We start from the raw sequence: 25126 nt of genomic DNA, 5'->3' as shown, positions 1-25126 counted from the left end.
CGTTGCCTACACAGCCGTCGGCCACATGTCCCGCCACGGCGCCGCCTCCTCGTACGCCGCGCACACGTCGAGCAGCGCGCCGTCCGCGAGGTGCCGGCCGATCAGCTGCACGCCGACCGGGAGCCCGGCGCGGGTGCGGCCCGCCGGGAGCGAGGCGGCGGGCTGGCCCGTGAGGTTGGCGAGCGGGGTGAACGACGTCCAGTGGTCCGTGGGCACCATCCGCCCGTCGATCAGCTCGGGGCCCTGGACGCCCACGGGGAACGCCGCGACGGAGGTCGTCGGCGTGAGGATCAGGTCGTACGTCGCCATCAGCCGCGCCACCCGGTTCACGACCGCCTTGCGCACCAGATTGGCGTCGGTGAACCGCTCGGCCGTCCACGGGGTGCGCAGCAGCGCCGTGAGGTGCGGGGACATGGCCGGGCCCAGCTCGTCCGCCATCGCCCGCATCCCCGTCAGATCGGTCTCTGCGGCGACGATGGCCCCGAACGCCTCGCCATAGTCCGGCAGTTGAAGGTCGACCTGCTCGACCACGGCGCCCAGGTCCTTCTCCAGGACGGCGGCCGCCTCGTCCACCACCCGGCGCACCTCCGGGTCGACGGCGACCCGGCCGAGGTCGGGACTGTAGGCGACGCGCAGCGGGCCGGTGGGGCGGCGGCGGGTCCAGTCGACGTCCACGCACGGGATGGAGTGCCGGTCGCGCGGGTCGGGGCCCGCGAGCACGGAGAGCACGAGGGCGGCGTCGGCGACGGTGCGGGTCAGCGGGCCGATGTGCTCGACCGACTCCCAGCCGGACACCCCCGGGTAGCGTTCGTCGCGGCACCCCGGGTACACCGGCACCCGGCCCATCGACGCCTTGAACCCGAAGATCCCGCACAGCGCGGCGGGCACCCGCACGGAGCCCCCGCCGTCGGAGCCGAGCGCCACGGGCCCGAGCCCCGCCGCGACCGCCGCCGCGGACCCGGCGCTGGAACCGCCCGGCGTCAGCGTGAGGTCCCAGGGGTTGCGGGTCGGCGGGAACAGCGGGTTGTGTCCGGTGGCGCTGTAGCCGAACTCGGTGGCGTTGGTCTTGCCGAGGACGACCGCGCCCGCCGCCACCGACCGCTCCACGACGATGTCGTCCTCGTCCGGTACGAAGTCCGCGTACGCGTGGGAGCCGGAGGTCGTCCGGATGCCCTTGGTCGAGATCAGGTCCTTGACGCCGAGCGGGACACCCGCGAGCGGGCCGGTATCGCGGCCCGCGGCGATGTCGTCGGCGATCCGCCGGGCCGCGGCCCGTGCCAGGTCGGGAGTGGGGGTGCAGAACGCGCCCAGCTCGCCGTCCACGGCGTCGATCCGGTCGAGGACCGCGTCCGTGACCGCGACGGGGGACAGCTCCCGCGAGCGGATCAGCGCCGCGGTCTCGGTGGCGGACAGCCGGCAGATCGTCTCGGCGTCGGTGGGGTGCACGTGTGGCCTTTCCGTTGTTCCGGTTCAGACGGTGGTGGCGCCGGCCGTGTCGACGGCGGGCTCGGCAGGGGTGGGCCGGGGCGCCGTGCGCCGCTCGACCAGCAGGTGGACGACGGCCGCGACCACTGTGCCGAACAGCGGATCGACGGAGCCGGGCAGGAGGTAGTGGGCGAGGCCCGCGACCAGCGCTCCGGCCGCCCAGGCGCCGAGGGCGCTCCACCGGTAGTCGCGCTCGACGGCCGTCGCACGGCCCCCGCGGCGGCGCAGGTACTGGTCGGCGACGAGCACGGCACCGATCGGCGGCACGAACACGCCCAGCAGGTTCAGCCAGTCCACGAAGTGCCCCCACACGCCGCTCAGCGCGAACAGCAGCCCGAGGACACCGAGGCCGAGGGCGAGCGGCCGCATGGTCGCGGGCGTGAGCGCGGACCAGCCGACCGCGCCGTTGTAGAGGCAGTGCGAGGCGACGGAGCCCAGGTTGACGAAGACGAACAGCACGGCGACCGAGGTGAGCAGCGGGCCGTGCCCGGTCAGCAGCGGCAGGAAACCGCCGCCGTCGACCGCCGGATCGGCCGCCCCGCCGATCGCGACGACGACGCCCCCGAGCGCGTAGGCGACGAAGTTGGCGAACGGGAAGGCGAAGGCCGTGGCGGCGACCGCGCTGCGCCCGCTCCTCGACCAGCGGGTGAAGTCGGCCGTCATGGTGCCGGAGTCCGCGAACCCGGCGATGACGATGGTGACGGCGCCGCCGAACCCGAGGGTGGTGCCCGCGCCCTGGTAGGTGAGCGCGTCGGAGAACGTGGTGTGGCCCGCGCCGTAGCCGACGGCGACCGCGCCGAGGACGACGAACAGGGGCGTCGCGACCGCGCCCACGAGGGCGAGGGCACGGATGCCCGCGACGGTGAGCAGGGTGTAGAGCGCGCAGCCGAGCAGCGCGCCCCACATCGGGGCCCAGCCGAGCGTGCTCTGGAGCGTCGTCCCGGTGAGGCCGATCTGGAAGCTGAACCAGCCGATCACCACGGTGGCCAGGAACCCGGCCGCCGCGATGCGGCCGCGGCGCCCGAAGGTGTCGGCGGCCTGGAGGGCGAAGTTCTTGCCGGTGCGGCCCGCGTAGTGGCTGAGCGCGCCGACGTAGCCGAACAGGGCGAGGTTGCCGACGAGGATCGCGAGCAGGCCCTCGACGAGCCCCAGGTTGTAGACGATCACGCCGCCGAAGACGGCGTTGCCGAGGTTCATCGGGAACCCGAACCACACGGAGGCCACCGACAGTAGACTCTTGCGCGCGGTGCCCGGGACAGGGGTGTGTTCGTACTCTTCGGTTCCGGCCATGGAGCCCTCCGCACAGGCCCCTCGGGGCCGTTGGTATACCGTAATGGCCGTGAATTTAGGAGTGCCGTGTTACGCGGGAGGGCGCCCCGTGTTTCCGCTGGGGCGCCCTCGGTCGCGTCCGTGTTAAACGTCGGCGTGCGGCGTCACCGCATGTCGGCGGGGCGCTCCGGGCCCTCGAACGGGAAGCGGCGCCGGAAGTCGTCCGCCGCGTCCTCCAGCGTCACGAACGACACGCCCTCGTGCCCGGAGACGTACTCGATGAAGCGCTCCAGCATCAGCAGCACGTTGGGGCGGCCCGAGACGTCCGGGTGCAGAGTGATCGGCAGCACCGCGTAGTCCAACTCGCGGTGCACCCAGTCGAACTGGTCCCGCCAGTCCTGCTCCAGGGCGCGCGGCGAGACGTAGCCGTGGCTGTTGTGGGCGTGCTTGTTGAACATCATGGGCGGCAGGTCGTCGACGTACCAGTTGCCGCAGAACTCCACGAGGTCCACCTCGTGGCCGTGCACGAGCGGCTTCATCCAGTCCTTCGCGTCGCCCGAGTAGTCGATCTTCGTCCAGGAGTCGCCGACGCGGGCGTAGAACGGCGTGAAGTCCCGGTAGTTCTGCGAATGGTCGTAGGAGAAGCCGTACTTGTGGAGCAGCGCGGCCGTCGACCGGGACATCTCCCACCACGGCGCCACGTAGCCCTTGGGGCTCCGGCCGGTGAACTCCTCGATCAGCTCGACCGACTTGGCGAGGACGTCCTCCTCCTGCTGCGGGGTCATCTCGATCGGGTTCTCGTGCGAGTAGCCGTGCGCGCCGATCTCGTGGCCCGCCTCCACGACCATCCGGGTCTGCTCGGGGAACGTCTCGATGGAGTGGCCGGGGATGAACCACGACGTGCGGATGGAGTACCGCTCGAACAGCTTGAGCAGGCGCGGCGTGCCGATCTCGCCCGCGAAGACGCCGCGCTGGATGTCGTTGGGGGAGTCCTGGCCGCCGTAGGAGCCGAGCCAGCCGGCGACCGCGTCGACGTCGACACCGAGGGCGATCTGGATGTTCTTGGCCATGCGTGAACTACTCCTTGGAATCGGCGAGTTGGGCGGTGAGGTCGGCGGTGGCCGCCGCGAGGGCCTGCTGGTCGGCGTCGGTCCAGGCGCGTTCGCGGGTGCTGTGGACCGAGATCCAGCCGGTGAGCGCGCCTCCGGTCTGCACGGGGGAGAGCATCTGGGCGCGCACGCCGTACACGTCCTGGAGCGCCCGGGGCGGGTGCGGGGCCTCGCGGAAGTGCGGCTGCACCAGCGGGCGGCGCTCGGCCTCCAGCCACGCGACCGTGTTCAGACGGCGCTGGTCGAGGGAGGCGTCGCGGCGGATCGAGCGGACGCCGGGGGCCAGCGCCTCGCCCGCGGTGAGGTCGACGTGCAGACCGTGTGCGGGCAGGTCGACGCGGAACGTGGTGCGGTCGGCGCCGGTCGCCGTCAGCAGCGCCTGGAGCACCTTTTGCACCCGCGCGCGCAGGCTGCCGTCGCGCAGCAGCTGCCCGTGCCCGGACCACGAGGGGCGCGCCCCGGCCAGGTCGAGCGCCCGCCACAGGGTGACGCCCACCGAGTCCAGCACCGGTACCCCGAGGGCCGGTTCGAGCCGCTCGGCCTCGAAGGCGCCGTACACGTTCGTGCAGACCACGGCGACGGCCTGGGCCCCGCCGGTCGCCGCCGCCTCGATCTGCCGGGCCACGTCGGCGGGCGGGATCCGGGCGAAGGCCTCGTTGTCGTGCTCTCCGAAGGGCTCGGCGAGCACGCACTCCAGGCCCTCCTTCGCGTACGTCGCCACGATCGCGTCGGCGACGTCGCGGGTGTAGGGCAGGGCGAGCCCCAGCCGGGTCACTCCGTAGACGGCGCAGGCGTCGAGCAGCGCCAGCGTCGACGTGGTGGCCGGGATGCCGGTCTCGGCGGTGAGCGCGTCGGCCAGGGCCCGGTCGCGGCCGACGCCGAGCCAGGACCCCGACGTCCCGTTCCACACCAGGACGTCGACCTTCGCGTCGGCCAGCTGCCGGGCCGCCGCCAGCATCGGCTCCCGGTCGAACTGGGCGTCGCTGCCGGAGTCGAGCGCGATCCGGGTGACCGGTACGCGGGCGAAGTGCGCGGTGGCGAGGCCCGGCCCGGCGCCCCGGAGCAGCCCGTACGTCACGGGCTCCAGGCAGGTGTTGGAGGACGGCGTGAGCATCCCCACGCGCAGCGGACGGTCGTTGCTCATCGGACGACGAGCCTCCTCGAATAGTCGATGACCAGGGACGCGCAGGTGAACAGCACCCCCGCGCCGACGAAGTAGAGCAGCGCCCAGGTGTAGGAACCGGTGCCGCCGACGATGAAGCCGACCGCGATGGGCGTGACGATCCCGGCGATGTTCCCGGACAGGTTCATGGCTGCGCCGACCACGCCCGCGTTGGCCCGGCCGCCGAGCGTGGAGGGCAGCGCCCAGTACAGGCCCGCCCAGCGCAGGAAGAACAGCACGCCGGACAGGAGCGCCACCGCCGTCACGGCGTCGGGTACGAGGACCACGCCGAGCAGCCCCGCCGTCACGGCCGTGCCCGCGATCCCCATCAGGGTGCGCAGCACCGTGTTGGCGGCGGTCCCGCGCGAGCGCCACGCGTCGGCGAGCCAGCCGCCGATCAGTTCGCCGACGAACCCCGCGCCGAAGATGACGAGCGTGGACCAGCCGATGGACTTGATGTCGAAGCCCTTGGTCTCCGACAGGTACAGCGGCCCCCAGGTGAGCAGCCCGTAGAAGACGCCGTTGAAGCCCATCCAGCCCAGGCACATGCCCCAGAACGAGCGGTACTTGAGGTAGTGCTTCAGCTTCGCCGGACGGTCCTCGCCGGGCGCGGCGGCGTCCTCCTCGGCGTGCGCGCGCTCGATGTAGTCGGCCTCCGCCGCGTTCACACCCGGGTGTTCGCGCGGGGTGTCCCGCAGATACCGCAGGGCCAGGAAGCCGACCGCCACCGTCACGGCGCCCGCGACGACGAAGGCGATCCGCCAGCTGCCGGTCCAGGCGATCAGACCGGAGATGGCGATGCCGCCGAGCGCCGAGCCGAGCGGGGCGCCGCCGTCCATCAGGACCGCGCCCCGGCCGCGCTCCTTCGCGGGCAGCCAGTGCGCGTTGAGCTTGCCGCCGGCCGGCATCACGGGCGCCTCGACGGCGCCGAGCGCGAGCCGCGCCGCCAGCAGCGAGCCGACACCGGTGGCCGCCGCGGTCACCCCGGTCGCCAGGCCCCAGCCGACGCAGGCGCCGCCCGCCATCCGGCGCGGCCCGAACCGGTCGATGAGCCACCCGCCGGGGATCTGCATCAGCGCGTACGTCCAGAAGAACGCGCTCAGGACGATCCCGGTGACCTCCTTCGACAGGTGCAGGTCCTGGGTGATGAGCGGCAGCGCCACGGACACCGAGCCGCGGTCGATGTAGTTCAGCGTGACGATGCCGAGGAGGAGCAGGAACACCTTCCAACGGGTGCGGCTCTGTGGTGACTTGGTGGTTCTCTCGGACGCCTTGCCCGCGTCGGTCGCGCGGGACAGATCGGCTGACGACATGTCGAACCCTTTGCCTGGGGACAGGGAGAGAAGCTTCTGACGTGTGCGTTCGTCGCTATGGCATACCAAAGGATGCGGACGGTGCGGTCCCGCGTCAAGGCGTTGGTATACCGTGAGCGGTAATTGACGGGGAGGAAACATGGCACAGGCGGGACCCGGCGAGGCGGGCTGGCTGCGCGACCAGGTCTGCGAGGGCATCCGCGACCGGATCATCGCGGGTCAACTCAAGCCCGGTGACCGGCTGTTGGAGCGGGACGTCGCCGAGGAGTTCGGGGTGTCCCGGATCCCGGTGCGCGAGGCGATCCGGGTGCTGCTCAGCGAGGGCTTCCTGGAGGCGGCCTCGGCCCGCAAGATCGTCGTCAAGCAGCTCTCGTTCCAGGACGTGCTCGACCTCTTCGACCTGCGCGAGGCGCTGGAGGTGCTCGCGGTGCGGCGCGCCACCGAACGCGCGCAGCAACCGCAGCTCGCCGCCCTCGGGCGGCTGCTGACCAGCGCGGAGAAGGCCACCCGCACGGGGAAACCGGCCCGCATCTCGCGCGCGAACACCGCCTTCCACCACCACATCGTGGAGATCGCGGGCAACACCCTGCTGGCCAACACCCTGCAACCGCTGGAGGGCCGCATGCGCTGGCTGTTCCAGCAGGTCGACGACCCGCACGCGGTGTGGGAGGAACACCAGGGCCTGTACGAGGCCATCGCGGCCCACGACGCCGACCTCGCGGCCACCCGCGCCCTGAGCCACGTCCGCCACTACCGCGAGGTGGCGATAAGGGTCCTGTTCGGCGCGGGCCAATCAAGCCCCTGCGGCGATTGAGCAGCGGGGCCCGGGGCGGAGCCCCGATCCTTCCAGCCCCGCCGGCGTTTGAGGCGCGGGGCCCGGGGCGGAGCCCCGCGACGTCACGCCATCTGCCGCCGCACCAACTCGTGCAACCGCCCACCCGTATCGGCCAGCAACTCCGCAGGAGACCCCTGCTGAACGACCCGCCCCGCCGACATCACCACCACCCGATCCGCGTCCATGACGGTCGACAGACGATGGGCGATCACGATCCGCGTCGCGTTCAGCGCCCGCGTACTGTCGATGACAATGCGCTGCGTCTCGTTGTCGAGCGCACTCGTCGCCTCGTCGAAGAAGAGAATCCGCGGACGCCGGATCAGCGCCTGCGCGATCATCAGCCGCTGCCGCTGCCCCCCGGAGACCGCCCCACCGCCCGAGATCATCGTGTGCAGCCCCATCGGCATCCGCTTGATGTCCTCCGCGAGCCCCGCCATCCCGGCCGCCGCCATCGCCTCTTCCTGCGTGAACGCCTCCGCGCCGCAGATGCACTCGTAGATGGACCCGGTCAGCGGCTGCGCGTTCTGGAGCACCACACCGCACTGCCGCCGCACCGCCGCCTGGTCGAGCGCGGCGAGGTCCTGACCGTCGTACAGGACGCTGCCGGACGCCGGGGCGTCGAAGCCGATCAGCAGGCGCAGCAGCGTGGACTTGCCGCATCCGCTCTCGCCGACCACCGCCACGAACTCGCCCGGCCGGATGGACAGGTCGACGTCGTCGAGGACGAGCGGGCCGTCCTCCGTGTAGCGGAAGGAGACGCCGCGGGCCTCCAGGGCGCCCGTCAGCTCGCCGGGCTGCGTCGCCGCCGCGCGGACCTCCGGCTTCTCGTCGAGCACCGGCTTGATCTGCTCGTACATCGGCAGCACCGCCGCCGCCGAGATCAGCGCGCCCGTCAGCTGCGTCACCGCCGTCAGGAGCATCGTCACCGACGTGTTGAACGTGAGGAAGGACGCCGCCGACATGCTGCCGCGCGCCGGACCGGCGAGCAGCATGAACATCACGAGTGAACACAGCGGCAGGTAGACCGCGTTGAGGACCGTCGTCGCGTTCTTGATGCGGCCCGCGCGGCGCTGGAGCTCCCGGGTGCGCGCGAACTCCTTGGCCCATGCCGCGTACGCGAAGCTCTCCGCGCCCGCGACCCGCAGCTTCGGCAGCCCGCGCAGCGTCTGGAACGCCTGGTTGTTCAGCTTGTTGCCGAGCTTCACCAGGCGGCGCTGCCACCGCAGTTCGAGCAGCCCGAGGGTGAGGAAGATCCCCGCGACGAGGACCAGCATGCCGAGCGCCGCCATCGCCAGCGGGACGCTGTAGAGCAGGAGCAGGACGAAGTTCATCGCGCCGACCGTCGTGGACTGCACGACGATCGGGCCGACGCCGGAGAGCAGCCGCCGGATCGAGCTGATGCCCATCGCCGCGCTCGCCAGCTCACCCGTCGAGCGGGACGCGAAGAACCGCGTCGGCAGCCTCAACAGCCGGTCCCAGACCGCCGGTTGGAGGACGCTCTCGACCCGGCCCTCGATCCGCAGCACCGTGAGGTTCTGCAACAGCATGAACGCCGCCGTGACGATGCTGGTGACCATCACGGCGAGGGACACCTGCGTGATGAGGCTCGTCTGCGCGTTGGGTACGTACGTGCCGAGGACCTGGCCCGTCGCGACCGGGACGAGCGCGCCGAGACCGACCGTGACCAGGCCCGCCAGGAGCAGCCTGCGGATGTCCGACGTCATGGTCCCCATGCTGAAGCGCATCAGCCGCAGCGGCGTCAGCCGGCCCTCCGGCAGCGGGCGGTACAGCATGATCGCCCGTTCCTCGAAGTCCTCCGCGCCGTCCTCGTCGATCCGGACGCGGCGGTCGCCCGCCGCGCTCACCGACTCGTAGCCGCCGCGCCGCCACAGCAGCGCGACCGGCGCCCCGGACGAGGCCCGGTAGCCGACCAGGGGGCCCGCGTCGCGGCGCCACCAGTCACCGGCGAGCCGCACCGGCCGGGTGCGCAGCCGGGAGGCCGTCGCCAGCTGCTCGACCGGATCGAGGCGGTCGCTGACCGCGCCCACGTGGTCGGGGTCGACGAGCCGGATGCCCGCCGCGTCGGCGACCACCTTGCAGGCGGCGTACGTGGCGTCGGCGCCCGCCTCGGCGGAGCGGCGGCGCCCGCGCCGCGTGCCCATGGACGCCAGCAGAGCCCGGTCGGCCTGCTCGCGGACCGCTTCGCCCGCCCGGATGCCGGCGGCGGCGCGGTCCTCGTGGGCGCTCTCCAGCCGCTCGATCCAGCGGTCGAGCGTGGACAGGAGACGCCACTGCTGGTTGACCATGCGCTGCCAGAGACCGGAGTCGACGAGCAGGTCGGCGGCGGCGTCGGCCGCGTACGCGGAGCCGTACTGGACGCTGCCGGGGGAGAGCTGCGGCCAGAGCACGTCGTCGTCGCCGACGAGGGAGTCCTCCTGCGCGTCGACGGTCCGCCCGTCGAGCGGCGCCTCGAACAGGATCCGCTGCCCGCGCCCCACCCCGAGCGCAAAGGCCTCCTCCAACAGGCTCCAGCCGTACGAACCGTCGTACGCGGGCGGCGCGTACGGCAGCTCGCGCAGCGGGATCCGGCGGACCTGGCAGCCGCCGAGCGGCCGCCCCACCAGCGTGTGCTGGGTGCCCTCGACGGGGCCGAGCAGCAGCGTGCCCGGCTCCAGGCGGCCCAGGAAGTGCCAGTGGCCCTGGCTGTGCGCGTCGACGGCGAACAGGTCGAGGGCGCCGCCAGCGACGAGCCACAGCACGTGCGGGCCCTCCAGCGGAAGGGTGCGCAGGTCCGTGCAGTCGACGGGGGCGCCGAGGCCGCCGAAGGCCGCCACGACTTGGTCGGAGGAGGTGAACTCCTGGTGCAGGTCGGTCATGTCCGTGCTCAGTGCTCCTTGACCAGGTTCGCGTACGGCCCCCCGGCCCGCACCAGGTGCTCGTGGCGGCCGCGCTCGACGACCTGTCCGTGGTCGAGGACCACGATCTCGTCGCTGTCCCGCACGGTGCTCAGGCGGTGCGCGATGACGACGCAGGCGCAGCCGCGCCGCCGGATGTTGTCCATGACCGTCTGCTCGGTCTCGGCGTCGAGGGCGCTGGTCACCTCGTCGAGCACCAGGATCGACGGGCGACGCACCAGCGCGCGGGCGATCTCCAGCCGCTGCCGCTGCCCGCCCGAGAAGTTCCGGCCGTCCTGCTCGACCCGGCCGCGCACACCGCCGGGCCGCCGCGCCACCACGTCGTACAGGCACGCGTCGCGCAGCGCCTCCTCGACCGCCTCGTCGGAGATCGACGGGTCCCACAGCGCGACGTTGTCGCGGACCGTGCCCTCGAAGAGGAACACGTCCTGGTCGACGAAGGAGACGGAGGCCGCGAGGGCGCCGCGCGGGACGTCGTCCAGGCGCCGGTCGTCGATCCGGATGACGCCCTCCCACGGCGCGTAGAGCCCCGAGATCAGCCGCGAGACGGTCGACTTGCCACTGCCGGAGCCGCCGACGAGGGCGACCTGCTGGCCCGGCCCCACCGTCAGCGAGAACCCGGACAGCAGCGGCTTGTCGAGCGGGCTGTAGCCGAACGTGATGTCGTCCAGCTCGATGTGACCGCGCAGCCTACGCGTGCTCTGCACCTGCTCGGGGCGCGCGTACAGCTGGTCGACGGGGAAGTTCTCCACGTCCTTCAGGCGCGCCACGTCGGCGGCGAAGTCCTGGATGCGGCCCGCGACGCCGTTCAGGCGGGTCAGCGGCGCGGTGAAGCGGGTGACGAGGGCCTGGAAGGCGACAAGGAGACCTACCGACAAGTGGCCCTCGACCGCGCGCATGCCGCCGATCCACAGGATCAGCGCGCTGTTCAGCGTCGCGAGTGTCGGTGCGACGATGCCGAGCCACGCGCTCGGCACCCCGAGCTTCTGCTGCTCCTCCAGGGTCGTCGCGTGCTGGCCCGCCCACCGCCGGAAGTAGCCGTTCTCCCCGCCGGTCGCCTTCATCGTCTCGATGAGCTGAAGCCCGGTGTACGAGGTGTTGGTGAGCCGCGCCGTGTCCGCCCGCAGCTTCTGCGTCCCCGTCGCCCGCAGCCGTACGACCACCCGCATCGCCACCACGTTCAGCAGCGCGATCCCGACACCGACCCCGGTGAGCTGCGGATCGTAGGAGTACAGCAGCGCCGCGTACAGCAGCACCACGATCCCGTCGACGCCCGCCGCCGTCAGGTCGCGGGCCAGGGTCTCGGCGACCGCGTCGTTGGACTGGAGGCGCTGCACCAGGTCGGCGGGGCTGCGCTGCGCGAAGAACGTGACGGGCAGCCGCAGCAGATGACCGAAGAAGCGGGCGCTGCTCAGCGTCGAGGAGATGATGCGCCCCCGCAACAGGTTCGCCTGTTGCAGCCACGTCAGCACGGCGGTCAGCGCCACCATCGCGCCCATCGACGCGAACAGGGCGCCGAGCAGCGAGGTCTGGTCGCCGATGAGGAACAGGTCGATGTACGTCTTGCTGAGCGCGGGCACCGCCGCGCCCACGCCGACCAGCAGCAGACTCGCGAGCAGCGCCACCAGCATCGTGCCGGTGGTGCCGCGCAGACGTCCGGGCAGCGCCTTCAGCACGCCGGGCTTGCGGCCGCCCGGCCGGAAGTCCTCGCCCGGCTCCAGGACGAGGACGACACCCGTGAAGCTGGTGTCGAAGTCCTCGATCGGCACGAAGCGGCGGCCCTTGTCGGGGTCGTTGACGGACACGCCGCGCCGTCCGAAGCGGCGCGTCATCCCCTCGTAGACGACGTAGTGGTTGAACTCCCAGAAGAGGATGGCCGGGCCCTGCACCTCGGCGAGCGCCGCCGGTTCCATCTGCATGCCCTTGGCGGTCATGCCGTAACTGCGGGCCGCCTTCAGAAGGTTGGAGGCGCGCGAGCCGTCGCGGGAGACGCCGCATGCGATGCGCAGCTCCTCCAGCGGGACGTGCCGGCCGTGGTGCGCGAGGATCATCGCGAGCGCCGCGGCGCCGCACTCCACGGCCTCCATCTGGAGCACGGTGGGCGTCCGTACTGATCTGCCCGCCTTCTTCGGCGGGGGAGCGGGGCGGGCGCGGCGGCGGTCGGGGCGGTGGCCCGCGGGCGGCAGGGAGGTCTGGGTCACGGCTTCAGCCAATCCATCGGGCGCTGATCGGCGAGGTGCACGGAGCCGGAGGCGAGGGTCATGGAGGCGAGCGGATAGGGCGGCCCGCCGTCGGACGACCAGGCGTACCCGGACTCGGTGTCCGCCTTCTCCAGCTTCACGAGGACCGGGACCCGCGCCCCGCCCTTGGTGAACTGGGCGGCGAGGGAGCCGTCCCCGAGGAAGTCGGTGACCTGCCGCTCCGTCTGGGCCGCGCGCCCGACCGCCTTCACGGTGCCGCGCAGCACGCCGTAACTCTGGGCCTGCGGCACGGTCAGGTCGACGTCGGCGCCCGCCTTCACGGTGCCCGCGCCGGTGGCGGGCACGTACAGCATCGCGAGCAGGGGGTCGCGCGTCGAGCCGGTCCGCTCCACGGTCGCCACGTCGGAGCCGGTCGTGACGACCGAGCCGATCCGGGCGACGAGCGCGGTGACCCGGCCCGCGTCGATGGCGCGCACCGCCCGGTTGCCCTGCGCCGTGCGCACCTTGAGGATCGGCGCGTCCGCGCGCACCCGCTGCCCCTCCTTCACGTACACGCCGGTGACCTGCCCGGTGACGGGGGTCTGGAGGACGTAACTGCCCTGCGCGTACGTGAGGATGCCGTCCGCCTTGAGGGTCGACGACACCGTGCCGGTGACGGCCCAGACGCACGCGGCGACCATCACGGCGACCGTGACGGCGAGGACGAGCAGTCCCTGCGGCCGCGCGAGGCGCACCGGCAGATCGAGCTCCTCCGGCGACTGCAGCTTGGACAGGGCCTGTTGGCGGAACTGCACGGGGTCTTTCCCTTACGTTGCTTCCACGCCCGGCTCCGAACGGGTCCCGGACGCCCCGAAAGCCCCGGGACGCGGGGTCCCGAGGCTTTGGGGTGCGCCGCCCGTCAGGTGGCGGCGCGGTGATCCATGGGATCGGTCCGGCTCAGAGGCCGGCCGTCACGCCACCGACGAGGCCGGTCACGGCGCCGGCGTTGACGCCGGTCAGGCCCTCGACCGTGTTGGTGACCGAGGAGACGGTGCCCGAGACCGGGACGATGCCGTCGACGGTGTTGGTGACCTGGCCGACGAGACCGCCGACGAGACCGCCGGAGACGTTGTCGAGGTCGGCGTCGGAGATCTCGAGGGTCTCGATGTGGTTGCTCATGGTGAGCCGCCCTTCATGGGTATGTCCGGGTTATTTCAAATTCGCGCGGCGCGCTGGAAATCGGTGGCTGCGAATGCCTGCGGCCGTCTTGCGATGCGGAGGATCAAAGCATGTTGACGCGCCGCACAGCTAATCGGACCGGACTCGTTCGCGGTGAATTCGCGCGACCAATTACCGCTGTGTGCCGGGGTTTTCACAACCGGGCGGCAGGTCCTTCACATTCTTCACGGAGAGGTTTGTGAACTCCCTGTGTCGCTCAATGGCAAAGGGGGACAGGCGCCCATCAATGGCGCGCGGTGCTTGTATGGGGCAATGGTTTTTTGCGGAGCGCCGTGACTGCCCTGCGCATTCGGTGTGCAGGTTTCTGGCAAGCGACCGCCGCGACGGCCAGGACCACGGGTGGCGCGAACCCCCACGGCGCCGCGGCCTCCCGGACGCCGACGGCGCAGGTGGCGCCGCCGACCACGGCCAACAACCGCCCGGTCACCCACAGTTGCCCCCATCCCCGCCCGGACCCGTCGACCGCCCCGGTCACCAGCGTCGTCAGCGTCCCCGTGAAATACGTGGTGGGCGCGGCCCCGGCCCCCGCCGCGACCATCGCCGCGGACTGCCCGCCCATCGCCACGGCCGCCACCACGAGCAGCACCGTGCGCCAGGCCCCGTCCGGCTCCCCGCCGAGCAGGCCGCCCGCCACGGCGAGGAAGCCGAGCAGCAGACACTGCGCCGCGAGGCAGCCGACGACCCGGCCCGGCCACCCCGCCGCCGCCCGCGCCTTCCGAACACCCCGGCAGACGAGGGCGGTTGCCGCGGCGCCCGCCGCGTACCCGCCCAGCGCGTACAGCGGCCCGGCCACCTCGTGCCCGGACCCCGGCCCCGCCGAGATGCCGAGCAGGACGAGGTTGCCGGTCATCACACCGGCGAAGACGGTGCCGAGGGCCGTGAACGCGAGGGCGTCCACGGCCCCGGAGGCACCGGCGAGCAGAACCAGTGACAGCTGGGCGCGTTTGTCCATGCCCGAGACGGTAGGCGCGCGGGCCGGATCGAAACGCTCAGCCGTCGGCGCGTCGGCCCTCCGATGCCCGGTCGGACTCCAGATCCAGCGGCGCGAACGCGAAGTCCTCCCACAGCAGCCGCGAGGCCTCTTCCGGGTACGGCGCCGTGCGCGACGGCGCGTCGAAGACCCGCGTCGAGCGCTCCTTCGCGGTGAAGGCGGCCCACCCCGGGTCCCCGTCCTCGGCGAACGCGGTCCACGCCGCCCCCATCTCCTCGGACAGCGCCACGGCCTCCGGCGGGATCTCGCCGCCGAGGAACAGTCCCGCGAAGTCGGAGTCGAGCGCCCCGAACACCAGCGGCACGTCCAGCGCGTGGCACGCCCCCAGGGAGCCGTCCGCGCCCGGCGCGCCCCAGGTCAGCTCGTACGCGAACGCCGTCCCGCCGCCCGCCGTGTGCGCCTCGGCGAGCCGCAGCGTCGGAATCCGGAACAGCCAGTCGGACATGACGAGTTCGTGCAGGTCGGTCGGGCTCGCCGACGGATACGCGGCCCGGTAGCCGCCTTCCGCGCCCGGACCCGGACCGAACCGCGCCAGCGCCCGCGCCGCCTCCTCCTCGGTCGTCGTCCCGTACCGGCCGGCCATCACGGTGAACAGCCGGTACTCGTCGCGGTTGTGCCCGACCAGCAGCTCGACGTCGCGCGCGGCGCCGCCCGCGAGCGCCTCCCACGGGGTGACAGGGAGCACCTCGCCGTCGACCACCGGCGAGAACGGGGTGAGCGTGTGGGCGACGCGGCCCCAGCGGTCCGCGTGCTCCGACAGCTCGCGGATCACGTCGTCGGTGGCGTCCCGCAACGCTTTCGGCGCGCACGCGGCGAGCTCGGCGGCGCCCGCGCCCGGCACACCCAGGCGGCGCGCGATCGTCGCCCCGATGTCCCGCGCCAGAGCAGGTGTGAAGAACGTGCCCGGCACGCTCTGCGCCACCGCCCGCCGCACCAGACCGGCCGCCGACGGCATCGCGAGCAGCGCCGCCACCGAACCCGCGCCCGCCGACTCCCCGAACACGGTGACCCGGTCGGGGTCGCCGCCGAACGCCGCGACGTTCTCCCGCACCCAGCGCAGCGCCGCCACCTGGTCGAGCAGCCCTCGGTTGGCCGGCGCGCCGTCGAAGACGCCGAACCCCTCGGCGCCCACACGGTAGTTGAGGGTCACGACGACCGTGCCGCGCGCCGCGAGCGCGGACCCGTCGTAGTGCGGGCCGTCCGCGGACCCGGTGATGTACGCGCCCCCGTACAGGTAGACCAGCACCGGCAGGCCCGCCGCGCCGAGGTCCGGCGACCACACGTTGACCGTCAGCCAGTCGTCGCCCTCGGGCATCGGCCGGCCCATCAGCCCGCCGGCGAGGGACTGCGGGGGCGGCGGCCCGAACGCGAACGCGTCCCGCACGCCGTCCCACGGCAGGGCGGGCTCGGGAGCCGCCAAGTGCAGTGCGCCGACCGGGGGTTGGGCGTAGGGGATGCCGCGGAAGACGCTGAGGTCTCCCTGGACGAGGCCGCGGACCCGGCCCGTCGTGATGCTGACGGGCGCGGTGGCGGTGGCGTCGGTCATGCGTGTCCTTCCTGGTGCGTCGTTCCTGGAAAGAGCGGGACCGGCCGGGCGGCCGGAGCCCGGGTTCCACGATGACACGTGTGTCCGACAGGGCCTCCGGGGGGCGGCCGGCGCCCCGCGGTCCGGCTGTCGAAGCGCTTCGACGCGGTTCTGGACAGGCACCCCGCGCGAATCATAGGGTCGGCGTGCCGAACGACGGGTGGCTTCCGCCGACGTCGGCGCACTCCCCACTCTTCGGCCCGGCTCAGGAGAACCCCATGGTCACGCTCGCAGAGGTCGCCAAACACGCCGGAGTCTCCGCCAGCACCGTCAGCTACGTCCTCAGCGGCAAGCGGTCCATCTCCGCGGCCACCCGCGAGCGCGTCGAGACGAGCGTGCGCCAGCTCGGCTACCACCCCAACGCCGGTGCCCGCGCCCTCGCCAGCAGCAAGTCGAACATCATCGCCCTGATGGTGCCGCTGCGCACCGACATGTACGTCCCCGTGATCATGGAGATCGCGACGGCCGTCGCCACCGCCGCCCGCAGCCACGGCTACGACATCCTGCTGCTCACCGGCGAGGAGGGCGCGCAGGCGGTGCGCCGCATCGAGGGCAGCGCGCTCGCGGACGCCGTCATCGTGATGGACGTCGAGCTCGACGACGAGCGGCTCCCGCTCCTGCGCACCGCGAGCCGCCCCGCCGTCCTCATCGGCCTGCCGACCGACACCACGGGACTGCACTGCGTGGACCTGGACTTCGCCGCGGCCGGCGCGCTGTGCGCCGAGCACCTCGCGGACCTCGGGCACCGCGAGATCGCCGTCATCGGCGAGGCCGCCGCCGTCTACGAGCGCCGCACCGGCTTCGCCGAGCGCACCCTCACCGGCCTGCGCGAGCGCAGCGCCGAACTCGGCCTGCGGCTCCTGCACCGCCCCTGCGAGGGCAGCTACGCCTCCGTGTCCGCGACGCTCTCCCGGATCTTCGACGAGCGCCCCGGCACCAGCGCGTTCATCGTGCAGAACGAGGCGGCGACCGACCCGCTGCTCGCCCTGCTGCGCCAGTCCGGCCGGGCGGTCCCCGAGGACGTGTCGGTCGTCGCGGTCTGCCCCGAGCAGGTCGCCCGGCACGCGTCCGTGCCGCTCACCTCGGTGGCCGTGCCCGCGCAGGAAATGGGCCGGCGGGCCGTCGAGCAGGTCGTCGCGCAGATCGAGGGCCGCGGCTCGGCCGAGGAAGTCGTTCTGCTGGAGCCGGAGTTGACGATCCGCGAGAGTGCGGCGCACGCGCCACCCGCCGCATAGGATCACCGTATCCGGTCCTGAAACGTCAGAAAGCGAGCGTCCCCGTGCACCCCACGTACGTCCTCGTCCATGGAGCGTTCGCCAACTCCTTCTCCTTCGCCCCGCTCCAGGCGGAGCTCGGCCTGCTCGGCCACCGCTCCGTCGCCGTCGACCTGCCGGGCCACGGCTTCGCCGCGACCTACCCGGCGGCCTACCAGGCCCCGCAGGACCCGGCGGGCCTCGCCTCGGCGCCCGGCGCCATCAAGGGCGTCACCCTCGCCGACAACGCCGCGCACGTGATCGGCGTCCTGGAGCGTGCCAAGGAGAACGGGCCGGTCGTGCTCGTCGCGCACAGCCGCGGCGGCGTCACCGCCACGGCCGTCGCCAACCGGCGCCCCGACCTGATCGACCACCTCGTGTACGTGTCGGCCTGGTGCCCGGTCGACCTCACCGTCGGCGACTACTACGCCGCACCGGAGATGGCCACGGTCGACCCCGCGTCCCTGGCCCTCGCCATGGCGGGCGACCCGGCCGAACTCGGTCTGCTGCGCGTCAACTTCCGCACCGCCGACGAGAAGGCGCTCGCCGCGTTCAGGGAGGCCTTCTTCGCCGACGGCACCGACGACGAGTTCCGCACCTTCCTGAACACCTTCCAGCCCGACGAGAACCTCGACGCCGGCTCGGACGCCGACCGCGCGCAGGCCGCGACGTGGGGCCGCGTCCCGAGGACGTACGTCCGCCTGGCCCGGGACACGAGCCTTCCTCCGGCCCTCCAGGACCGGCTGATCCGCGAGGGGGACGCGCTGACGCCGGACAACCCCTACCGGGTGCGCACCCTCGACAGCTCGCACCTCAAGTGGCTGGTCGACCCGGCGCCCGCGGCCCGCGTGCTGGCCGAGATCGCGGACGAGGTCAGCCGCCCGACACGCTGAAGCCGTTGGTCCGGAAGTCGAGGCCGCCGGACGACGAGGTGATCTCGTAGCCGAACTGCACGTCCCCGATCGTCACGTCGCCCCACCAGCCCTTGGTGTCCCGGATCCACTTCAGGATCGGCAGGATGTTCACGGTGCCGGACGTGGAGTCGGAGGTCCGCAGGAACGAGTACACCTCGTTGGCGCCGTTGTTGCCCTTGTAGACGGTCCAGGTGTGCCCGCCGAGCGTGAGCGTGCCCTGCGAGGTGCCGAGCGGACCGACGGCCCCGTTGTGGTTCATCCAGAGCATGACCTCGTGGTCGTAGTTCGTGTCCCAGATGTCGTACGAGGTGTTGTACGCGCCGGAGGACGGCACGGTCACGTTGTAGCTGCTGGACAGCGACGTGAGCGCGCTGATCCTGCGGTTCACGACCTTCTTGGCGTTCGGGTAGGACTTGATGCCGCCGGTGTTCGGGTGGTTGGCCCAGACACCCCAATTGGAGGACGAGTTGGCCCAGATCGTCTGCGCGCCCGCGCCGGAGCCCCAGATGTTGTTGTAGAGGATGTAGCCGTCCGGGGTGGTGTAGTTGCCCCACTGCTCGGACGAGGACCAGACCGCCGCGCGGGCGGGAGCGGAGGCCAGGCCCAGCAGCGCCCCGGCCGTGAGAGTGGCGCCGAGGAAGGTGCGTCGGGTGGAGGGTGCCATGGTCTGCCTTTCCTTGGGGGTTCGTGTCGGACAGGGGTGGTTCCTGTTGGACGGGTGTCGTGAACTAGCCGGTGGAGAAGTGCAGTTCGTGTGCTTCCCCCGCTGTCAGGCGCAGCCGCCCCTCGCCGCCCCGGGGCGTCCTCAGGTCGACGTCCGCGTCCCGGCCCGCGCGCACGACGGCCGTGCACTTCCCGCCGCCCCACCGCAGCTCCACCTGCGCGCCGAACCGGGTGCGCAGCCCCCGCACCGCGCCGCGCCGCCAGTCGGCCGGACGTGCGGGCAGCAGCACCAGGCGGCCGGGCGTGGATTGCACGAGGGCCTCCGTGACGAGGGCGGGCAGGGTGTGCGCCGCGTCCGCGTTGTAGACGGTGCGGTCGGGGTAGTGCGCGCTCATCAGTGAGTCGTGGAAGTAGTCGCCCGCCAGGACGTGGCGCAGACAGTCGGCGACCCGCGGCGCGTCCCGCAGCCGGGCGGCGATCAGCGCGTGGTGCAGATGGCCGTGCGCGGAGTGGTTCTCGGCGCCGCGCAGCTCCAGCGCCCGCTGCGCCGCCTTCGCCCACTCCGGGGTGTCGTACGGGGTGATGTCGTGGTGCGGCCACACCGGATACAGGTGGCTGAGGTGCCGGTGGTCGTAGGTGTCGTCGAGCCCCGGCCAGGCCCACTCGGCCAGCGCCCCGTCCTCGTTGACCCGGTAGTGGGGGAGCCGGTCGGCCAGTGCGGACCAGCGCGCGCCGTCCGGCCCGGGGTGCCAGGCGGCCGCCGTGCGCAGCGCGTGCCGGGCCGCCGCGATGTCCATGGTGGCGTTGACCGTGCCCCAGCTCGCGTTCGCGGGACGGTTCTCCGGGGAGTACGAGGGGACGATCGCGATCCGCCCGTCGGGGCCCGTCCGCGTGAGGAAGTCCTCGTAGAACACGGCGAGTTCGGTGACGGCCGCCGCGAGCCAGGCGGGCCGCTCGCCCGTCGCCTCGGCCTGTTCGAGCAGCGGCGTCAGCAGCCAGTCCGCGCCCGCGGTCCACAGGTGCATCGGATACGCGCGCTGGTAGTGGTACGCGTGCCCCGACTCGCCGTCGGTGTGCGCGGGCGCGACGATGCCCCGGGCCCCGAAGACGAGCCGCGCGTTGTCCCGCCAGTGCGCCAACTGCCCCTGGATCAGATATGCCTGGGCGTCGAGCGTCTCCGGCAGCGCGCAGGCGACCGCCGACGCCGTCTGGAGGTTCAGGTTCGCGTCCGTGGTGAACGCCCCCGACCACGCGGTGTCCCACGCGCCGGTCCACAGCCCGGTCAGCCGGGGCGGCAGCACGCCCGACGAGCTGAGCAGGTGGTACCGCCCGGCCGCGAACAGCCGCTCAAGGAGGGCCGGGCTGCCCGGCCGGGCCAGCAACTCGGCGCCGGGCATGCCGCGTTGGTGACGCGGCGCGTCCAGCTCGAAGCCGACCCGTTCGTAGGCGGGGCGGTGCAGCGCCTCGTGCCGGGCGAACAGCGCCGCGTACGTGGCCGCGCCGACGTCGGACGGCTCCCCGGCGGCGTCCGACGGCCGGACCAGCAGCTCCGCGAGCGCGGCCGCCTCGGCGGCCGTGTCCAGCTCCCCGGCGTGCCGGCGCACCCGCGTCAGGAGCAGCACCCCGGTCGCCCCCTCGACCCGCAGCCCCGTGGCGCCCACCGACGCCCGCCCGCCCCGCACCACCGCGAGCGTCACCCCGGTGTACGCCAGGTCGCCCTCCGGGTAGCGGCAGCGCATCGTGAGGCGGGCCCCGTACGGGGTCAGCACGATGCCGCGGCCGACGCCGAGCCCGCCGGGGACCCTGTCGAGCCGCGGGTCGAGCGACACCTCCCCGTCGAGCCCGGCCCCGGTCACGTAGTGCGCGACCACGTCGTCCGCCCGCGACACGAAAACCCGCGAGGACCATCCGCCGCAGCGTGCCTCGCACACCCCCGTCGCGAAGTCGACCGCGCGCCGGTAGCCGCGCCCCACCGCGCCGTCCCGGGCGAACCGCACCTCGAACGCCGGGTGGAACGCCCGCACCCACGTGAGCGGCCGCCCGTCCGTGAACCGCTCGGCCGCCGTCACGTCACCGGCCAGCAACTGGTCCTGGAGATCGGTCAGTTGATGGGCCAGCGCGGGCGGTCCCGGCTGCGGGCCGCCGTCGGGGCGGACGAGGGTGTGATGGGTGACCACCACCCGGTCGTCGAGCGGACCGCCGTGGGCCAGGGCCCCGTGCCGGCCGTTCCCGCTGAGGTAACCGTCCTCCCAGCGGGCGGCGGGCGCGGACTCCCACGTACCGTGCGGATGCTCCGGGATCACCGGAACCCCACGCCGTCCCGGACGGCCGGACCGAGACGCGGGAACCCGCCCCGGGCGGCCCTCACCCCTTCACCGCCCCGATGAGCATCCCCTTCTTGAAGTGCCGCTGGACGAACGGGGACGCCACCGCGACCGGGGCGAGCGCGAGCACCATCATCGCCATCTGGAGCCCGAGCGCGGACAGTTCGCCCGCGTTGACGGCCTGGCTCAGGCCCGTCGGCAGCGCCGTGTTCTTCTGCACGAGCTGCATCAGCACGTTCTGGAGCGGCAGCTTCGCCGGATCGTCGATGTAGATCATCGCGTTGAACCAGGCGCTCCAGTACGCCACCGCGTAGAACAGCGAGATGACGGCGATCACCGCGCGGGACAGCGGCATCACGATCGTCCACAGGATCCTCAGGTCACCGGCCCCGTCGATCCGGGCGCTGTCCGTCAGCTCCTGCGAGATGTTCATGAAGAACCCGCGCAGCACCAGGATGTTGAACACGCTCACCGCGCTCGGCAGGATCAGCGCCAGATAGGTGTCGGTCAGCCCCAGCGTCTGCACCAGCAGATACGTGGGGATGAGCCCGGCGCTGAAGAACATCGTCGTCATCAGCGCCATCAGCAGCGCCCGGTGGGCGAACGACCCCGGCCGCGACAGCCCGTACGCGGCCAGGACCGACACCGCCATCGAGAACACGGTGCCGACTCCGGTCACCCCGAGGGAGACCAGCATGGCCCGGCTGACCTGACCGCCGCTCAGCAGCTCCTGGTAGTTGACGAAGGTGACCGCCTCCGGCCACAGCACCAGGCCGCCCGCGGAGTCGATGACGTGCCGCGGCGACAGACTCGTCACGACCACCACCCACAGCGGTCCGAGCACCGCGACGACGCACACGCCGAGGATCAGGCCCTTGGCGCCGAGGCCGACCTTGGTGGGCGGCTCCTCCCACACGGGGCGCTCGGGCGCCTGCCAGCGGGAGCGGGCGGGCGCGACCGGCCGCTCGGCGGGGTCGGCCGCGGGACGTTCCACGGTGACGCTCATGTCTCGTACACCTTCACTTCTTGTAGACCCCCTGCTCGCCGAGGAGATGGGCGAACTTGTTGGCCGCCAGGACCAGACAGATCCCGACCACGCCCTTCACGAGGCCGACCGCCGCCGCGTAGCTGAAGTCGCCGTGCTGGATGCCGGTGCTCCACACATAGGTGTCGAGCACTTCCGAGGCGCCCGCGCCCACCGCCCTGCGTTGCAGCAGGATCTGCTCGAACCCCACGGTGAGCGCGTCACCGACCCGGAGGACGAGCAGCAGCGCGATCACCGGGCGCAACGCGGGCAGCGTGACGTGCCACATGCGGCGCCACCGGTTCGCGCCGTCCATCGCCGCGGCCTCGTACTGCTCGGGGCTGACGGAGGCGAGGGCGGCGAGGAAGACGATGATGCCCCAGCCGGCGTCCTTCCAGACCATCTGCGCGGTGAGCAGGTACTTGAAGATCCCGGCGTCCGTCATCAGGTCGAAGCCGTCGACGCCGTGGTCCTGGAGGATCTGCGCGATCAGCCCGGCGCCGCCGAACATCTGCTGGAAGACGGTGACGACGAGCACCCACGAGAAGAAGTGCGGCAGGTAGAGGATCGCCTGCGACAGGGCCCGCACACGCGGCCTGATGACGCTGTTGATGAGCAGCGCGAGCGCGATCGGCACCGGGAAGAACAGCAGCAGCTGGATGACGAACAGGACGAGGGTGTTCTGGAGCGCGTTCCAGAAGTCGGAGTCCCCGACCATCTTCTCGAACTGTTCGAGACCCACCATCGGCGAGTGCAGGATCGCCGTGACGCCGTTGGTGGAGACGTACGGGTTGTAGTCCTGGAAGGCGACGACGTTGCCGAGCAGTGGAAGGTAGTTGAAGACGACGAGCAGCCCGATCGCGGGCACCGTCATCAGGATCAGTGCCCGGTCGCGGCGCAGCCGGATCCGCCGGGTGATGCCGCCGCCCCGGCCCGCGCGCTTCGCGGGGCGCCGCCGTTCCCGGTCGCCCCGGCCCGCCGCGCCGGAAGCGGCGGCGGACCGGGGCGGGCGCTGTGCTTGCAGTGCCATCAGGAAGCGCTGCCGTTCTCGTCGAGGAGCTTCTTGTACCAGTCGCGCAGCTTGTCGCCGCCGCGCGACTTCCAGTCGCTGATCGCCTGCTGCACGTCGCCGAGGCTCTTGTTGCCGCGGACGTAGTCGTCCTCCAGCTGCTCGAACTTGTCTTCAAGGGTGGCGTAGCGCGAGGGCTCGACGATCGTCATGCCGTAGAACGGCGACTTCGTGACGAACGCGCCCATCCGCTGCTGCCACTCGCACATCGCCCTGGTGATCTCGGGCAGGTCGGGATAGGCGAAGAAGGGAGCCGGGCCCGACAGCATCTGCCAGGAGTTGAGCGCCTGCGCGTTGCCCTTCCTGGTCTTCGTCGGGACGCCGTCCTCCAGCGTGAAGTGGGTGCCCTCCTCGCCGTAGTAGGCGAGCATGTGCTCCTTGGTGCCGACGGGCGCGGCGGCGTAGTTGGCGGCGGCGAGCGCGTTCTTCACCGTCTCCTTGGAGGCGTCCTTGCGGATGAACGCCCACACGTTCGCCGGGGTGCCCGCGTACAGCTTCGGGTCGCCGCCGTCGTGGCCGAAGATGTCCATGGCGGCCATCTCGAAGTCGGGGAACGCCTTGCTGCCCTGCATCTCGGCGCTCTTGCCGTACCAGTAGGCGATGTCGGCGTTGCACATCATGACCTTGCCGCTGGTGAAGCGGAGCAGGCCGTCACCCGTCTGCGACTTGGCCTCGGGGTGCACGACCCCGGCCGCGTACAGCTTGCGGGTCCACGACAGCGCTTCGAGGTACTCGTCGGTCTCCAGGCGCTTGACGAGCTTGCCGCCCTCCAGCTTCCAGCCGAGTGCCTTCTCGCTGCCGCCGAGCGAACCGAAGAAGTTGAAGGCGGACCACTTCATGTCGTCGCAGCCGTACACCCCCGCCTTCTTGCTGGTCATCTCCTTGGCGAGGTCGAGGAACTCCTGCGCGGACCTCGGTACCTCGTACCCCTTCTTCTCGAAGAGGTCCTTGCGGTAGAAGGGCGCGATGTTCGGGATGTACGAGTACGGGTACGGGATGCCGCGCAGCTTGCCGCCGAAGATGCCGCGCCGCCAGGCGTCCTCCGGTACGGCCGCCAGGTTCGGGTAGTCGCGCACCTTGCTGCCGGACAGGTACGGGCCGAGGTCCATCATCTTCGCGACGAGCGCGGCCGGTATCTTCCCCGAGAGTTCCCAGCCGGGCACGATCAGCACGTCCGGCAGCGAGCTGGAGGCGAGCACCGCGCCGATCTTCTCGCCGTACGTGTTGCCGTCCTGGTTCTGCCAGCTGACCCGCACACCCGAGGCCTCGTTGAGCGCGGTGTAGTACTCGCAGTCGTCCTTGGGCGGCGGCCCCCAGAACGGGGCCATGATCTTCACCTTGGCCCCGGTGCCGAGCTTCTTCGGCACGGACGTCTCCAGCTTCGACAGCTCGACCTTGCCGGTGAAGCCGACGCACGAACCGTTCTTCGACGCGATGTCGGGCGTGACGATGGAGCGCGCCGCGTATGTCGGCAGCAGCTTCTTCGCCGAGTTCCCGGAGGTCGTCCCCTCGCCCGTCTCGGCGGTGCCACCGCACGCGGTGAGCAGGGGCGCGCCGCCGGCCACGGCAGCGGCGGCGACCGCCGTGGAGGCGAGGAAGCTTCTCCGGCTGGGGGCGGCGGAGGGTGAGTTCGGCGTCATTGCGGCAACCCTTCGGGGGACTACGCGTCGACTGCGCGACAGGGCAATGTCGAAGCGCTTCGATGTTGCAGCGAGGCTAAGGGAGCGCTCCCACCCCGACAAGACGAGTGCGTCAAAAACCTGAACGCGCTTTCTCGTACGCCTACTTGACACCCG

19 protein-coding genes are annotated in these 25126 nt (G+C 72.1%); 3 read left to right on the top strand and 16 right to left on the bottom strand.

Features of this window, described 5'->3' with window-relative positions; translation table 11 throughout:
• Positions 1-6: 6 nt before the first annotated feature.
• The 5 genes from ACYBSK_RS25000 to ACYBSK_RS24980 form a co-directional block, all read right to left on the bottom strand.
• Positions 7-1446: an amidase gene (locus tag ACYBSK_RS25000; RefSeq protein WP_460243410.1), complete on the bottom strand. Its 1440-nt coding sequence runs from the start codon at positions 1444-1446 to the stop codon at positions 7-9.
• Positions 1447-1470: 24 nt separating this feature from the next.
• Positions 1471-2775 carry a purine-cytosine permease family protein gene (locus ACYBSK_RS24995; RefSeq protein WP_460243409.1) on the bottom strand — a complete coding sequence of 435 codons (1305 nt, stop codon included), beginning with the start codon at positions 2773-2775 and terminating at the stop codon, positions 1471-1473.
• A 143-nt stretch (positions 2776-2918) separates the two neighbouring features.
• Positions 2919-3824 carry a polysaccharide deacetylase family protein gene (locus tag ACYBSK_RS24990; RefSeq protein WP_460243408.1) on the bottom strand — a complete coding sequence of 302 codons (906 nt, stop codon included), beginning with the start codon at positions 3822-3824 and terminating at the stop codon, positions 2919-2921.
• 7 nt (positions 3825-3831) lie between these two features.
• On the bottom strand, positions 3832-5007 hold the full coding sequence (locus ACYBSK_RS24985) for an aspartate racemase/maleate isomerase family protein (protein ID WP_460243407.1): 1176 nt from the start codon (positions 5005-5007) through the stop codon (positions 3832-3834).
• Positions 5004-6338 (bottom strand): MFS transporter, encoded by a 1335-nt coding sequence (locus ACYBSK_RS24980; RefSeq protein ID WP_460243406.1) that lies wholly within the window; start codon positions 6336-6338, stop codon positions 5004-5006. The genes ACYBSK_RS24985 and ACYBSK_RS24980 overlap by 4 nt, the downstream gene beginning before the upstream one ends.
• Positions 6339-6477: 139 nt before the next feature.
• On the opposite strand from ACYBSK_RS24980, the gene ACYBSK_RS24975 reads away from it, so the two are divergent.
• Complete coding sequence (locus ACYBSK_RS24975) at positions 6478-7152, top strand: GntR family transcriptional regulator (RefSeq protein WP_460243405.1); 675 nt, start codon at positions 6478-6480, stop codon at positions 7150-7152.
• An 83-nt stretch (positions 7153-7235) separates the two neighbouring features.
• On the opposite strand, the gene ACYBSK_RS24970 is transcribed toward ACYBSK_RS24975, so the two are convergent.
• The 6 genes from ACYBSK_RS24970 to ACYBSK_RS24945 all read right to left on the bottom strand — a co-directional run bounded on the left by ACYBSK_RS24970 (position 7236) and on the right by ACYBSK_RS24945 (position 16044).
• On the bottom strand, positions 7236-10049 hold the full coding sequence (locus ACYBSK_RS24970) for an NHLP bacteriocin export ABC transporter permease/ATPase subunit (RefSeq protein ID WP_460243404.1): 2814 nt from the start codon (positions 10047-10049) through the stop codon (positions 7236-7238).
• An 8-nt stretch (positions 10050-10057) separates the two neighbouring features.
• Entirely contained in the window at positions 10058-12175 is a 2118-nt protein-coding gene (locus ACYBSK_RS24965; RefSeq protein ID WP_460247096.1) for an NHLP family bacteriocin export ABC transporter peptidase/permease/ATPase subunit, read from the bottom strand.
• 110 nt (positions 12176-12285) lie between these two features.
• Positions 12286-13083: a DUF2118 domain-containing protein gene (locus ACYBSK_RS24960; RefSeq protein WP_457479449.1), complete on the bottom strand. Its 798-nt coding sequence runs from the start codon at positions 13081-13083 to the stop codon at positions 12286-12288.
• 142 nt (positions 13084-13225) lie between these two features.
• The gene (locus tag ACYBSK_RS24955) at positions 13226-13447 is read right to left on the bottom strand and encodes a type A2 lantipeptide (RefSeq protein WP_457479448.1); all 222 of its coding nucleotides are present in this window, start codon (positions 13445-13447) and stop codon (positions 13226-13228) included.
• A gap of 283 nt (positions 13448-13730) precedes the next feature.
• Entirely contained in the window at positions 13731-14459 is a 729-nt protein-coding gene (locus ACYBSK_RS24950) for a DUF1275 family protein (RefSeq protein ID WP_457479447.1), read from the bottom strand.
• 37 nt (positions 14460-14496) lie between these two features.
• Entirely contained in the window at positions 14497-16044 is a 1548-nt protein-coding gene (locus tag ACYBSK_RS24945) for a carboxylesterase/lipase family protein (protein WP_460243403.1), read from the bottom strand.
• A gap of 257 nt (positions 16045-16301) precedes the next feature.
• On the opposite strand from ACYBSK_RS24945, the gene ACYBSK_RS24940 reads away from it, so the two are divergent.
• Both ACYBSK_RS24940 and ACYBSK_RS24935 read left to right on the top strand, forming a co-directional pair.
• Positions 16302-17318, top strand: a complete 1017-nt coding sequence (locus ACYBSK_RS24940; protein ID WP_457479445.1) for a LacI family DNA-binding transcriptional regulator — start codon at positions 16302-16304, stop codon at positions 17316-17318.
• Positions 17319-17362: 44 nt separating this feature from the next.
• Positions 17363-18229, top strand: a complete 867-nt coding sequence (locus tag ACYBSK_RS24935; protein ID WP_460243402.1) for an alpha/beta hydrolase — start codon at positions 17363-17365, stop codon at positions 18227-18229.
• Here ACYBSK_RS24935 and ACYBSK_RS24930 read toward each other — a convergent pair.
• The 5 genes from ACYBSK_RS24930 to ACYBSK_RS24910 all read right to left on the bottom strand — a co-directional run bounded on the left by ACYBSK_RS24930 (position 18210) and on the right by ACYBSK_RS24910 (position 24970).
• Entirely contained in the window at positions 18210-18914 is a 705-nt protein-coding gene (locus ACYBSK_RS24930; RefSeq protein ID WP_460243401.1) for a glycoside hydrolase family 12 protein, read from the bottom strand. The genes ACYBSK_RS24935 and ACYBSK_RS24930 overlap by 20 nt on opposite strands.
• A 64-nt stretch (positions 18915-18978) precedes the next feature.
• Positions 18979-21213 (bottom strand): glycosyl hydrolase family 95 catalytic domain-containing protein, encoded by a 2235-nt coding sequence (locus ACYBSK_RS24925; RefSeq protein WP_460247095.1) that lies wholly within the window; start codon positions 21211-21213, stop codon positions 18979-18981.
• 64 nt (positions 21214-21277) lie between these two features.
• Positions 21278-22243, bottom strand: coding sequence for a carbohydrate ABC transporter permease (locus ACYBSK_RS24920; RefSeq protein WP_460243400.1), 966 nt, complete (start codon positions 22241-22243; stop codon positions 21278-21280).
• 13 nt (positions 22244-22256) lie between these two features.
• The gene (locus tag ACYBSK_RS24915) at positions 22257-23291 is read right to left on the bottom strand and encodes an ABC transporter permease (protein WP_460243399.1); all 1035 of its coding nucleotides are present in this window, start codon (positions 23289-23291) and stop codon (positions 22257-22259) included.
• Entirely contained in the window at positions 23291-24970 is a 1680-nt protein-coding gene (locus ACYBSK_RS24910) for an extracellular solute-binding protein (protein WP_460243398.1), read from the bottom strand. Before ACYBSK_RS24910 ends, ACYBSK_RS24915 begins: the two co-directional genes overlap by 1 nt.
• Positions 24971-25126 lie beyond the last annotated feature (156 nt).

This window comes from Streptomyces sp. BYX5S, from assembly GCF_054724165.1.
This window is presented reverse-complemented; position numbering and strand designations above follow the sequence as displayed.